A 13,673-nucleotide genomic window follows, 5' to 3' on the forward strand; every position below is an offset into this window, starting at 1 on the left:
TCCTGCGAACGCTAAAAATGTAGCTGATAAAATGAACTTTTTCATAGTATGATATTTAAAATTTAATGTTTGTAACAATACTTGCTATGGTTTCATAATGGTGCCAAAGCGGGCACAAAAGCTTAATTCATTTATTTTCAGCAGATTAAATATTTGCCAAAATTCTTTAGTTGTAGACTTTCTCCACACATTGGGGGTAATTACTACAAGTTTTTCGCCCATTGAATAGATTGGAGTGTATTTCAGCTGCTATTTTATTAAGATCTTTCTTTTACCAACACTTTTTCGTCGAGGAATTACAGGCGTTGGTCTATAGGCTCTTGCTACTGGTATATTACCGCGTTTCTGACTGAAACGTTTGGTACCTGTTGCCGTCTTATTATCAGAAAACATTAAGAAACTTAAAATATAAAGTCATGAAAACATTAGCCAAAACATTATTCGCAACAGCATTAACAGTAGTATTATTTGCTTCATCAGTAGCCACTACATATGCGGCCGATTCAGCTCCACTGGCAAAAACTACATCCGTTAAAAATGTAAAACGCATTTGGGTAAGCGGAAATGTAAAAGTAGTATTAACACAAGGTGATCAAGAACACATTAAAGGTTCTGAAAATTATGATGCTACTAAAACTTCGGTATTTAGTAACGGACATACGCTTTACATCCAGTCAATGGAGTCGCAACAAGTTACAGTGAATATCACCGTTAAAGACCTCGAACGAGTGGAAGCTTATGGCCAATCGATGGTGGTTACAAGTAATAATTTTGCAGTAAAAAACCTGCAATTGTTCTTATACCAGAGTGCTACCGCAAAAATTAAAACCACTGCTGCAAGTTTGTACACAGTTGTTAAAGAAGATGCCGTATTGAAATTGAATGGTACAGCTGTAGAAAGCACAATGATTGCCAGCAATATGAAAAACGTGAAATTAGCCGATTTTGCCAGCCGCAAATCTGAATCTTTCATCACTGATGATTTAATGACAGCAGATCAAACGGCAATGACATTAGCAAAATAATCATCCGGATTTTAAATATACAGGAAGCTGCCTCTAATGGTGGCTTTTTTTGTTTAGCGGCTTGTATATTAGGCTGGAATATTCGATCAATATGCCTGTTAGCGATGATTACGAGCAATGAAATCATCAGCTTAGATAAAAAAATTCTAAAAAATTTTTATCAAAAGAATAATTTTTTCTATACTTGCAGCCCGATTAAAAGCCTCCTTAGCTCAGCTGGTAGAGCAACTGACTTGTAATCAGTAGGTCATTGGTTCGATTCCGATAGGAGGCTCTTTTTAGTTTACGATTGTAGATTGAAATCATATCTAAAATTCCTTAAGCATTTTACTTCTTTGCTGCGTTACAAATCAAAAATCTTAAGTTTGTTTCATGCTTAAATACTTGGCTGCCGATTGGATTTTTCCGGTAAATGATTTACCCATAAAAAACGGCGCAATTGCTGTTGATCACGACGGTGAAATAAAAGAAATTTTTACCGCAGATGAAGTTGAAAAACTTGATGTAATCGTTGAGAAATTTATTGGCGCTATTGTTCCAGGTTTTATCAACACCCATTGCCATCTGGAACTTTCGCACATGTTAGCCCAAATTCCACAGCGTACAGGTTTGGTAGCTTTTGTACAGCAAATTATTAGCAGCAGGCAAGCAGATGCCGAAAAAATTGATATGGCCATGCGAAACGCTGATAAGCAAATGTTCGAAAATGGCATTGTTGCAGTCGCTGATATCTCCAATCAAACTGCATCGAAAGAAATTAAACAACGTAGTAAAATTTATTACCACACTTTTGTAGAGGCGATGGGTTTTAATCCGCAAAGGGCAAACGTAATAATGGAGTATGCCACTGGAATAAAAAACGAGTTCACGCCCTTGGCTGCTTCTGTTGTGCCACACGCACCCTATTCTGTTTCGCCACAACTTTTTGCTTTAATAAATGAAGCGGCAGAAAAAGAGGATGCTTTGATTAGCATTCATAATCAGGAGACCACCAATGAAAATGATTTCTTTCAGGATAAATCGGGTGGCTTTTTAGCGCTCTATAAATTCCTTGGTTTAGATATCGAATTTTTTAAACCTACAGGCAAAACTTCTTTGCAGAGTTGGCTGCCATTTATCAAAAAACAAAAAACACTCTTAGTTCACAATACTGTTTCAAGCAAGGCAGACATCATATTCGCAAAACAAAGCCATCAGGATTTATATTGGTGCCTTTGCCCTCAGGCTAATTTGTATATCGAAAATTTGTTGCCTGATATTGATCTGCTCATTGATGAAGAAGTTAAAATCACGCTGGGAACAGATAGCCTGGCCAGTAATAAGCAGCTGAATATTCTATCAGAAATGAAAACATTGCAGCAACATAAAAATGTATCCTTTGAAAATCTTTTGCAATGGGCAACCATAAACGGAGCAGAATTTTTAGGTTTATCTAGCTTGTTTGGCAGTATCGAAGTTGGTAAAAAGCCAGGTTTGAATCTTATCCAGCTATCAGAAGATTTTAAAATTGAAAATGATCAAGTGATTAAACTGGTTTAACAAGCCAAAATATATTCTATTGTTCAACCATAAGTTTTACGTAGTTTTGAATATATGGAAAATTTAAGGATGAGACTATCATTGTTCATTCTCTTCAAGCACATTTTCTTTAAATAAGCAATTGCTTATGAACCCTATCTGCAAACTTTTTAATATCAAATATCCAATTATCCAGGCCGGAATGGTTTGGTGTAGCGGTTGGAAACTGGCCTCGGCCGTTTCAAATGCTGGTGGTTTAGGCATTATCGGTGCGGGCTCCATGTACCCGGAAGTGTTAAGAAAACACATCCAGAAATGTAAACATGCAACAGATAAACCATTTGGGGTAAACATCCCGCTCTTGTACCCAAATATTCAGGAAATCATTAACGTGGTATTGGAAGAAGGCGTCAAGATCGTCTTTTCGTCTGCTGGCAATCCTACGACCTGGACCAAAATTTTTAAAGAAAAAGGAATTACAGTAGTTCATGTCATAGCAAACACCAAGTTCGCATTGAAAGCTCAGGAGGCGGGCGTTGATGCTGTTGTTGCAGAGGGCTTTGAAGCCGGCGGACATAATGGACGCGAAGAAACCACCACGCTATGTTTGATTCCCATGATTAAAGCTGCCATAAATATCCCCGTAATTGCTGCTGGTGGAATTGGAAGTGGAAAATCGATGTTGGCGGCCATTGCATTAGGAGCCGATGCAGTTCAAATTGGTTCTGCTTTTGCTGTCGCAGAGGAATCATCGGCGCACCCATCGTTTAAAAATAAAATTATTTCTTCAGCCGAGGGCGATACAAAACTGGCCATGAAAAAGCTTGTACCCGTAAGATTATTAAAAAATGAATTTGCCGACTCCATCGCCCAGGCAGAAGCAGCGGGAGCTGATCGAACTGAATTATTGGAGTTGTTGGGAAGAGCCAGAGCAAAGCTCGGCATGTTTGAGGGGGATATGGAAAATGGCGAACTTGAAATTGGTCAGGTATCAGCCATGCTGAATAAAATTAAACCAGCCAGAGAGATATTACAGGAAATTTGGCAGGAATACCTATCGGGATTAAAATCATTTAGAGATTTATACGATGTGACCATTTAATGCGTATGGGTTTAGTAACTTTGCAACATAAAATGTGTTAAACCTCATTATCAATGAAACATCTCAATATTAAAGTAGTAGGCAAAGTGCAGGGCGTATTTTTTAGGGCAAGTACAAAAGCAGTGGCCGATCAAATGGGTATAAAAGGATTTGTGAAAAATGAAAAAGATGGGTCTGTTCATATTGAAGCAGAAGCTGAACCGTTTATATTGGAGCCCTTTGTAGACTGGTGTAAAGAAGGACCTGATAAATCGGTAGTGGAAAACGTAGAAGTGACCGAGGGCGAACTTAAAAATTTCCAGAATTTCGAAGTGGTGAAAAAAAACCTGCTGTGGTAAACATACTTACGATTTTAGATTGAAGATTTACGATTTCAATACCTAAAATCAATCAATAGCGAGATCGTGTAAAATAAATTAACAGATTAAAAATTATAAATTGGCCGAACCAATCTACAATCGTAAATCTAAAACCAAAAATCCTCTTGTCAGTATATAAAAAGTTTCTGGGTCAAACAATGGTGTATGGAATTAGTACCATTCTCTCACGTTTGTTTAACTTCATTTTAACACCTATTTACACCACAGTATTTGCTCCAGGCGTGTATGGCGTTTTCACTAAGATGTTTAGTTATGTTTCTATCATCAATCCCATATTGGCATTCGGGATGGAGACCACTTTTTTTAGATATTTAAATAAACACGAAGACAAAAAACAAGAGGTTTACAATAACAGTTTTTTAGTTATTGCATTCATCTCAACATTGTTTTTAATTACGGCATTAGTATTCACAGATTTCTTAGCAAAATACACCCTAAATGGCAACATTTCTGGCCTTGCAGATCAAAAATCATATATACATTTTTTTTGCTTGGATTTTATTCGTAGATGCTATAAGTGTTATTCCTTTTGCCAAGTTAAGAGCCGATGGAAAACCCTTTAAATATAGTTTAATAAAATTTCTAAACATAGGAACATTTATTGGCTTCAATTTAATATTCATATTTGTTTTACCCCTACTCATTAAACATCACATTTTAGCCGACTGGTTAGCTAGCTGGTATAGAGGCAGGTGGGTTGGTTATGTATTCGTAGCAAACTTAATTGCAAGTGTGATTACACTTGTTATGCTTATACCGCAGTTTTTGGAGCTTCGATTAAAGTTTAGTAAAAGTTTGTTTTACAATATGTTTGGCTATAGCTGGCCAGTTTTGGTTGCGAATTTGTCCTTCATCATAAATGAAAATCTTGATAAGATTTTATTAGGTAAATATCTACCAAATAGCATTGCCAATCATGATGTAGGTATTTATGGCGCCGTGTGTAAGTTGGCCGTTTTCATCAGCATTTTTAATACTGCATTCAGATTGGGTGCCGAACCCTTCTTTTTTAGTCACGCTAAAAACGAGAATGCAAAGCAAACTTACGCCACCATTTTGTATTATTTCGTATTGGCATTATCTATTTTATTTCTTGGGTTAACTGCCAATATTGAAATCATAAAACATTTTATTGATTCGAGATATTGGGAGGGTTTAAATGCGGTTCCTGTATTGCTCTTCGGGTATGTTTGCCTGGGCATTTACATGAATTTATCAGTTTGGTATCGCCTTTCAGATCAAACCAGATATGGCTTATACATCTCTTTGGTAGGTGCCGTATTCACAATTGTGATGAACATTATACTCATTCCCAAATACAGTTACATGGGCTCTGCATGGGTATCAATGTTCGCATACTTTATTATCATGACCATTTCTTACTGGTTGGGACAAAAACACTACCCAATACCCTATAAACTGAAATCAATGAGTGCTTATATCATAATTTCTGTCATTTTTGTTGGTTTATCTTTCTGGATATTTCATCGTAATATTTACATTGGCAACGCCATTCTAATCGTATTTTTGGCAGGAATAATTTATTTCGAGAAAGACAATATAAAAAACCTACTAAAAAAAGGATCCTAGTATTATAAAGTTTGAGACTTATAAATCATCTTTTTTATTGTAGCACTTTTTAAAGAATGATAACCCACATGAAGATTAAAATCATCAATAAATCCGACCACCCATTGCCACAGTACGAAACAGCTCATGCTGCAGGAATGGATTTAAGGGCATCAATTTCAGAAGATATTACCTTAAAACCGCTACAAAGGCTATTGGTACCAACTGGTTTGTTTATTGAATTGCCAGTGGGTTACGAGGCACAAATCCGTCCGAGAAGTGGTTTGGCTTATAAACATGGAATCAGCATCGTCAATTCTCCAGGAACCATTGATGCAGATTATCGTGGAGAGCTAAAAGTTTTATTGGTAAACTTATCAGATATGGATTTCAAAATCGTTAATGGAGATAGGATAGCACAAATGGTTGTGGCTAAACACGAAACTGTTGAGTGGGCGGCTGTTGATGTGCTTGGTGAAACGGCAAGAGGTGAAGGCGGTTATGGGCACACCGGGAAAGGTTAAATTTCGAATAAATGAGTTTAAATGAGTGGATGTTTATGCAACCTGCAAACTCTTTCATTCGGTCAATTACTCATTTTTTCATTTCTTTAAAATATGAATAAAGCAGTTATTTTTCTCATCGCGATAACCCTTAGCCTAAAAACTTTTGGGCAAATGCCTGTGGTTTCAACTGCAAGCAGAGACAGCAACATGGTTAAGCAGTTGTTTTTTGCAGGCTTGAGAGAGAAAATGGCTGACAATTATTTAATGGCGGTCAGCAATTTTAGTAAGATTGTGGGTATGGATGCGAATAACCACGCTGCTTTTTATGAGTTGGCTAATGCAAATATCAGATTAGATAAACTTCCTGAAGCTGAAGAAAACATTAAACAAGCCATTAAATTAAACCACAATAATCAATGGTACTATCGGTTGCTCGGCGAAGTTTATAAACGCAATAATAAAATGCCTGAGTTGGTAGAAGTGCTTTCACAACTCATTCGCATCAATCCTGAAAATGATGGATATTATTTTGATAAGGCGAATGCGCTTTTCCTGTCTAACAAAAGCGAGGAAGCCAAAAAGATCTATGATCAAATTGAAATCAAATTTGGCGAATCAAGGGATCTTGCAACGGCCCGGAAGCGATTACAATCTAACGGATCAGCTTCTGAAAGTGATATTGTAAAGTTGCTTGAAGGCAATCAGGCCGATGTTAAAAATTATCTTTATGCCGCTGGCTTGCTATTGCAAAAACAAAACTATCCTGAGGCGCTGAAAGTGTTGTCAAAAGCCCAGCAATTAGAACCCAACAACTTTGAGGTAAATCTTGCTTTAGCTGATATTTATCGTAAGCAAAAAAAATGACGATGCAGCATTTTCAGCACTAAAAATGGCTTTCGAAAGCAATGATATGCCCTTAACTGAAAAGGTAAAAATTGTTGCTGCATTATTTCCGAGAATAGATCAACCCGTTGTGGCTAAAAATTTAACCGAGTTAAGTAAAATCGTGGCAACTCAAAATCCCGGAGATGCAAAAGCTTTGGCCCTTTACGGTGATGTACTTTACCAGCAAAATAAATTGAAAGAGGCATTATTGCAATATCAGCAGGCACTAAAGCTAAATGATCAGGTTTATGTGGTTTGGGAACAGATTATTAACATCCAAACGCTTATTGGTCATTATGATGAAGCGGTAAAAGTTGGCGATGAAGCACTAACCATTTATCCGAACCAAGCGAGTTTATATTATTACATGGCCTATGCACAATATAAAACCAATAAGTTGGATCAGGCTCAAAACAATTTAAAATCAGCATTGCAGTTAGATGCGGATAACAAAAGTTTGCAAGCTCAGGTTTATGCCCTTCAGGGAGATATTTTTATCAATCAAAATAATTTCAATCAGGCGAAGATTGCTTTTGAAAAAGCAATTGGTATCGAACCTGATAATTACCTCATCATGAATAATTATGCCTATTATCTGGCACTAAAGAATGATGATTTAACGAAAGCTGCAAAATACGCAGAAACTGCTGCTAATGCAATGCCCACAAATTCATCTGTTACTGATACTTACGCATTCATATTATTCAAGCAACAGAAGTATGATTTAGCCAAAACCTGGATCGAAAAAGCGCTTCAAAACAATACCTATAAGAATGGTGTTTATCTGGAGCATTATGGCGATATTCTGTACATGAAAGGTGAAAAAGATGCCGCACTGTTACAATGGCAAAAGGCAAAAGAAGCAGGCAACCATTCTGAAGTTTTAAATAAAAAAATTAATGAAAAGAAATATTTTAAATAGCGCTCTAATTTTAGGAACAATTGTTTTTGCAACTGCTTGTAAACCAAAAAAAGAAATTGTTACAGCACCAACAAAACCTACTGAAGCACCTGCCGATAATACAAAAGCAGAAGCTTTGGCTACGCTTAACAACAAGCAGCTAAAGTTTAATACGCTATCGTTAAAGGCAAAAGCAAACTTAAATATTTCTGGCGATGCCAATGAAGTTACCATGAATTTCAAGATGAAAGACAAGGAAACCATTTGGGTAAGCATTACCGCATTGGGCGGTTTAGCAGAAGTAGCCCGGGCTTTAATTACACCTGACAGCATTAAAATTATGAACAGGTTAAAAAGCGAATATGTAAAAAAACCATTTAGCTACATTTACACTTTCACCAATAAACAGGTAAACTTTAATACACTACAGAGCATTTTAACTGGAAATGCCATGGGTGAGTTTTTAACTGCTCAATCTGATGTGAAGCAGGAAAACGGGGTTTGGGTAGTTTCGGGAAGAAAGCAGGAACTGGATTATCGTTTGCTTTTCAATACGCTGTTAAAAGTTTCGGAAACAAACCTTAACGATTCTAAAAACGGACAGGCATTAAAAGTCAATTATACCGATTATCAGAAATTAAACGAATCACTTTTTCCAAGTGCATTGCAAATTAATACGCTATCTGGTGCTAAAAAAATCAACATCGATTTACAATATGTAAAAATAGACGGCAATGTTCCGGTTGATTTTCCGTTTAGTGTTCCAAAGAGATATACGGTAATTAAATAATATCATAATGATTTCGCTATTCCTGGTTGAGCTTTCTACGGCTTGATGAAGAATGAATGAAGATCATTAACGATTAGGCTGTTAAGGTATAAGTATCTCAATTTTAATATTTTTTCCTGTAAAATTTTTATACTTTTGGCTCAATGAAGCTACATAAACTCGTATTCATCCTGTTTTTAAGCGTTTTTGCGTTTTCTGCCATAGCGCAAACTGAAAGTCAATTAAGAAGAAAAAAAGAAGCTATACAACGTGAAATTGAACAGCTTCAAAAGAATTTGAATAAAGCTGCAAGTGGTAAAAAGTTAACTTTACAGCAAATCAATACCATTAATGCCCAAATTCGTCTGCGTCAGGAAAAAATCGGAACCATCAACTCCGAAATTAAAAATCTTGATAATCAAATCTCTCAGAACACGAATACCGTACATACACTACAAGGCCAGTTAGGCGAACTTAAAAAGGAATACGCAGGCATGATCCGCTTTGCGCAAAGAAACAGAAACTCATATGATAAAATGATGTTTGTTTTTGCTTCCAGAGATTTTAACCAGGCCTACAAACGGATTAAGTATTTACAGCAATTCAGTCAATATCGTAAAAAGCAGGCGGGTTACATTGAAAACACCCAGCAAGATCTGAATGGCAAAATTAAGGTCTTAGATAAAACCCTTCGTGAAAAAAGTGAGCTTTTAAGAGAGCAGGAAAAAGAACGAGAGCGTTTAGGTAAAGATAAAAATCAGCAGTCTGCTGTTCTGGGTAAACTCAGCAAGCAGGAAAAACAGTTTGCGCAAGATATTGCTTCAAGAAGAAGGCAACAGAAACAAATTGATGCCGCCATTAGTGCAGCCATTCAGCGGGCAATTGAAGCGGCAAAAAGAAAAGCAGCGGAGGAAGCAAGGATAGCCGCAGCGAAACGTGCGGCTGAGGAAAAAGCAGCAGCTGAAAGAGCTAAAGCTGAAAACAGACCTGCACCAGCAGCAACAAAAGCGCCGGTTGTTAGAGAAAAAACCACAAGTGAAGCATTGACGGCCACACCAGAAGCTGCCCGTTTATCTGCCGGTTTTGAAGGAAATAGAGGAAGGTTACCATGGCCCGTGGCTACAGGTACGGTTACAGAACGCTTCGGATTACATAAAGTAGACCAGGCTTCTTATACAAACGATGGAATAGATATTACTACTGCCGATGGGGCCGCAGTTCGGGCCGTTTTTGCAGGTAAGGTGCTCTTGGTTCAATATATCCAGGGCCGTGGGGTAGTGATTATTATGCATGGTGAATACATTACGGTTTATCAAAACTTAAGAAATGTTTCGGTGAGCACAGGAAGTAATGTAGATACAAAACAAACCATCGGAGTTGTAGCCAATACAGGTGATGATGCCATCTTAAAATTCCAGGTAAGAAGAGGAAATGCCGTTTTAAACCCTGAAGCCTGGATTAGTAAATAAAACAGACAGTTATAAATTGTTTATATTTGTATAAAATAGATTAGTGATGTATCAAGGCACGTTATTAGAATTTTTAAACATGGGTGGATCAGAGATCGTACTCATTTTAGTGGTGGTTCTTTTGTTATTTGGAGGTAAAAAATTACCTGAATTAGCGAGAGGCTTAGGAAAGGGGATCAGAGAATTTAAAGATGCATCTGATGGTGTGAAGCGTGAAATCCATAGAAACATCAATGCGATGGATTTAGACAAAGAAGAAGCAGAAGAGACTGTTGCAAATAATAACAATCAACGCCACCACCCAACCGAAGAAACGCCGGTTGATGAAAAAGTGGGGCCGGATTTGAGCAAACCTCATCCCTCAGTTAATCCCATTGATGAAACAGTAACTGACAATCAAAAAGTTTAAACAAAAAAGTTAATGTTAAATACAACAATAGCAGCAATGCTTGGAACACCAGAAATTATCATTATCGCTGTAGTGGTTTTGTTATTGTTTGGTGGTAAAAAAATTCCTGAACTGATGAGAGGATTAGGAAAAGGTGTTAAAGAATTTAAAGATGGTAAAGATGGTGTTGATGGCGATCAGGTTGATCCTTCAAACCGTGATAAAACCATTTAATTTCAATAATTTTTAGTTTTGAAGAAATACAGCTCTCTTAAAGAGATACAAACGCTCATTTCGCAAAAGCAGCTAACATTAACCGATTTATTGGCTTATTATTTTAAGCAAATTAAAGAAAATGAACACCTCAATGCATTCAACGAGGTGTTTTTTTATTCGGCAGAAGCTCAGGCTAAAGCGGTACAGCAAAAGATAGAAAATGGTACGGCAGGGAAACTTGCCGGGATGGTTATTGGCATCAAAGATAACATCTGCTACAAAGACCATGTTGTTACAGCATCATCGAAAATGCTTGATGGTTTTGTTTCACCCTATTCTTCAACTGTTGTGCAAAGGTTATTACAAGAAGATGCGGTTATTATCGGCCGCTTAAATTGTGACGAATTTGCCATGGGTGGCTCTAATGAGACTTCATATTTCGGAGCTGCAAAAAATGCAGCCAATCCTGAATTGGTTCCTGGTGGTTCTTCTGGTGGATCGGCTGTAGCGGTACAGGCAGATATGTGTTTAGCTGCTTTGGGTACTGATACCGGCGGTTCGGTAAGGCAACCTGCTGCCTTTTGTGGTCAGGTTGGTCTGAAACCCACTTACGGCCGAATTTCAAGATATGGCGTGATTGCCTACGCGTCTTCTTTTGATCAGGTGGGTCCTATTACATCATCTGTTGAAGATGCCGCAATACTTTTACAGGTGTTAGCTGGCGCAGATGAAAATGATTCAACTGTTTCACCTTTAGCAGTTCCAGACTACCCATCGCTTCTTGAAAAAAAAGGAAAAACAAAAAATTGCCGTTTTAAAAGAGACGATCGAAAGCGATGCGCTCGATCCGGAAATTAAATTAGCTATTTTAAAATCAATTGAGGCTTTAAAGGCCGATGGCCATACTGTTGAGTATGTTTCTTTTGATCTTTTAGATTACCTCGTTCCTGCTTATTATATTTTAACCACAGCAGAAGCTTCTTCGAACTTATCGCGTTATGATGGTGTGCATTATGGGCACCGAAATACGGAAGCAAAATCATTAACGGAGCTCTATAAATTATCACGTGCCGAAGGTTTTGGCGAAGAGGTAAAGCGTAGAATTTTGCTTGGAACATTTGTGCTTAGTGCTGGTTATTACGACGCCTACTATCAAAAAGCGCAGCAAGTGCGTAGGTTAATCAGAGAAAAAATGGATAACCTTTTTATAGATTATGATTTGGTTTTATCTCCGGTAGCACCCACACCTGCATTTAAAATTGGCGATCATGTGCAAGATGCCTTAGTGATGTATATGGCCGATATTTTTACAGTATTGCCTTCATTAAGCGGCAATCCGGCGATTGCTTTACCATTAGGCAATAATTCGGAAGGTTTGCCGTTAAGTATTCAATTTACAGCCAAACATTTTGAGGAAGATAAGCTTCTGGCTTTTTCTCAGGCATTTTTATTAAGCTAGTCCGGAGTCCAAAGTCTGGGATCCGAAATCATCATTGAAATAGCCCATGATTAAAAAACTACTTTTTACCTCTATTTGTGCTTTCCTTGTTAATGTTTCCTTTTCAAATGCGCAACAAATCTTAAAATTAGATAGTCTTGCTAAAAAGCAGAACAATATTTTTATCAATACGGATACCATAGCTGTTCCCTTAATTTACGAAAACCCATTGATGATGGGGCAAAATTATATTTACAAGCTAAGATTGGATTCCATTGTGAAAACGGTTCCTTTGCCCTATAACGAATATGTGCAGCAGTATATTGATATCTATGCTAAACGCAAGGATATGTTTGGCAAAATGATGGGGCTTTCCAATTACTACTTCCCCATTTTTGAAAAGGCATTAAATGATTTCCATATTCCGCAGGAAATAAAATATTTAACAATTGTTGAATCACAGATGAATCCTCACGCCATCTCGCGGGTGGGTGCCACAGGTATCTGGCAGTTCATGTTTGGCACCGGTAAAGCTTATGGCTTAAAGATGGATAATTTTGTTGATGAACGTAAAGATCCCATTCAGGCAAGTTACGCTGCGGCACAATATTTCAGAGATGCTTATGAAGAACTTGGTGATTGGCTTTTGGCTATTGCTGCATATAATTGCGGTAAGGGAAATGTAACCAGGGCCATGATAAAAGCCAATTCCAGAGATTTTTGGGAGATTAGACAGTTTTTACCAAAAGAAACAAGGAATTATGTTCCGGCCTTTATTGCTGCGGTGTATGTAATGAATTATTCCAAACATCACCAGATTACGGCACAGGCTTGTAACATGTTTCTGAAAACTGATACGGTTCAAACCAGTCGATTTGTTTCACTAACCAGTTTGGCCCAGGCTTTAAATGTTGATGAAACTGCACTTTTTGCGCTCAACCCTGCATATAAGAAAAAGATCGTAAATGGAACGGAAGATGAACCTAAGCGTATTGTAATGCCTAAACTCAAAGATATTGATTACGCCAATGTTTATGAGGTTTTGTACAATACTGATCTTGATGTAAGCATGCAGGTCATCCAGGCCAGTACCGATGATGTACGAGATTTACGTAAAAAAGCAGTAAAGCCATTTTCATCAAGCACAGTAGTTTATCATAAAGTTACGTCCGGTCAAAACCTGACTGCGGTAGCTAACAAATATGGCGTAGAAGTGCAGGACTTGCGTGTTTGGAATGGACTAAAAAGCAAGACCATCGTTCCCGGACAGAAATTAAAAGTTTTTGCAAAAAACAGGATGCCACTTAAAGCACCTGCCTCTTTTTTAAGTTACAGAGTTAAAACCGGAGATACCTTATCGGAAATTGCTGAGAAATTTAACGGCGCAACAGTGCAGAGCATCAGACGAGACAACAAGTTAAGCAAAGCTGGGTTACAGGCTGGAATGGTTTTGAAAATTAGCAAAGGGTAACGACTATAGTAGTGTAAGTTGAAAAAAGTTAGCAAT

General features: G+C 37.5%; 14 protein-coding genes, 1 tRNA gene and 1 pseudogene. All 16 read left to right on the forward strand.

From position 1 onward, the window contains the following. The first annotated feature begins 416 nt into the window (after positions 1-416). The 16 genes and pseudogenes from ON09_RS06330 (at position 417) to ON09_RS06400 (ending at position 13,637) form a co-directional block, all read left to right on the forward strand. Positions 417-1,025: a GIN domain-containing protein gene (locus ON09_RS06330; RefSeq protein WP_010600219.1), complete on the forward strand. Its 609-nt coding sequence runs from the start codon at positions 417-419 to the stop codon at positions 1,023-1,025. Between the two features lie 201 nt (positions 1,026-1,226). Further along, positions 1,227-1,299, forward strand: a tRNA-Thr gene (locus ON09_RS06335). A gap of 98 nt (positions 1,300-1,397) precedes the next feature. Further along, entirely contained in the window at positions 1,398-2,564 is a 1,167-nt protein-coding gene (locus ON09_RS06340) for an amidohydrolase family protein (protein ID WP_010600220.1), read from the forward strand. Positions 2,565-2,691: 127 nt separating this feature from the next. Continuing rightward, positions 2,692-3,645 (forward strand): NAD(P)H-dependent flavin oxidoreductase, encoded by a 954-nt coding sequence (locus ON09_RS06345; protein ID WP_010600221.1) that lies wholly within the window; start codon positions 2,692-2,694, stop codon positions 3,643-3,645. A 53-nt stretch (positions 3,646-3,698) separates the two neighbouring features. Further along, complete coding sequence (locus ON09_RS06350) at positions 3,699-3,983, forward strand: acylphosphatase (RefSeq protein WP_010600222.1); 285 nt, start codon at positions 3,699-3,701, stop codon at positions 3,981-3,983. Positions 3,984-4,162: 179 nt separating this feature from the next. Continuing rightward, complete coding sequence (locus tag ON09_RS26790) at positions 4,163-4,588, forward strand: lipopolysaccharide biosynthesis protein (protein WP_394358212.1); 426 nt, start codon at positions 4,163-4,165, stop codon at positions 4,586-4,588. Further along, positions 4,482-5,615, forward strand: a complete 1,134-nt coding sequence (locus ON09_RS06355; RefSeq protein WP_394358213.1) for a lipopolysaccharide biosynthesis protein — start codon at positions 4,482-4,484, stop codon at positions 5,613-5,615. Before ON09_RS26790 ends, ON09_RS06355 begins: the two co-directional genes overlap by 107 nt. Before the next feature lie 68 nt (positions 5,616-5,683). Then, complete coding sequence (gene dut, locus ON09_RS06360) at positions 5,684-6,118, forward strand: dUTP diphosphatase (RefSeq protein ID WP_010600224.1); 435 nt, start codon at positions 5,684-5,686, stop codon at positions 6,116-6,118. Between the two features lie 93 nt (positions 6,119-6,211). Then, positions 6,212-6,964, forward strand: a complete 753-nt coding sequence (locus ON09_RS06365; RefSeq protein ID WP_029204151.1) for a tetratricopeptide repeat protein — start codon at positions 6,212-6,214, stop codon at positions 6,962-6,964. Between the two features lie 25 nt (positions 6,965-6,989). Further along, a complete protein-coding gene (locus ON09_RS06370) occupies positions 6,990-7,907 on the forward strand; it encodes a tetratricopeptide repeat protein (RefSeq protein WP_029204152.1) in 918 nt (305 codons plus the stop codon). Continuing rightward, positions 7,885-8,676 (forward strand): DUF4292 domain-containing protein, encoded by a 792-nt coding sequence (locus ON09_RS06375; protein WP_010600225.1) that lies wholly within the window; start codon positions 7,885-7,887, stop codon positions 8,674-8,676. Before ON09_RS06370 ends, ON09_RS06375 begins: the two co-directional genes overlap by 23 nt. A gap of 143 nt (positions 8,677-8,819) precedes the next feature. Beyond that, positions 8,820-10,124: a murein hydrolase activator EnvC family protein gene (locus tag ON09_RS06380; RefSeq protein ID WP_010600226.1), complete on the forward strand. Its 1,305-nt coding sequence runs from the start codon at positions 8,820-8,822 to the stop codon at positions 10,122-10,124. Between the two features lie 79 nt (positions 10,125-10,203). Further along, positions 10,204-10,533 carry a Sec-independent protein translocase subunit TatA/TatB gene (locus ON09_RS26590; RefSeq protein ID WP_316927775.1) on the forward strand — a complete coding sequence of 110 codons (330 nt, stop codon included), beginning with the start codon at positions 10,204-10,206 and terminating at the stop codon, positions 10,531-10,533. A gap of 12 nt (positions 10,534-10,545) precedes the next feature. After that, complete coding sequence (locus tag ON09_RS06390; protein ID WP_010600228.1) at positions 10,546-10,746, forward strand: Sec-independent protein translocase subunit TatA/TatB; 201 nt, start codon at positions 10,546-10,548, stop codon at positions 10,744-10,746. Between the two features lie 90 nt (positions 10,747-10,836). After that, a pseudogene (gene gatA / locus ON09_RS06395) lies at positions 10,837-12,187 on the forward strand (Asp-tRNA(Asn)/Glu-tRNA(Gln) amidotransferase subunit GatA). 46 nt (positions 12,188-12,233) lie between these two features. Further along, positions 12,234-13,637, forward strand: coding sequence for a lytic transglycosylase domain-containing protein (locus ON09_RS06400; RefSeq protein ID WP_010600229.1), 1,404 nt, complete (start codon positions 12,234-12,236; stop codon positions 13,635-13,637). Positions 13,638-13,673 lie beyond the last annotated feature (36 nt).

Origin of the sequence: Pedobacter agri PB92 (assembly GCF_000258495.1) — a bacterium.
Taxonomy (GTDB): Bacteria; Bacteroidota; Bacteroidia; order Sphingobacteriales; family Sphingobacteriaceae; genus Pedobacter; species Pedobacter agri.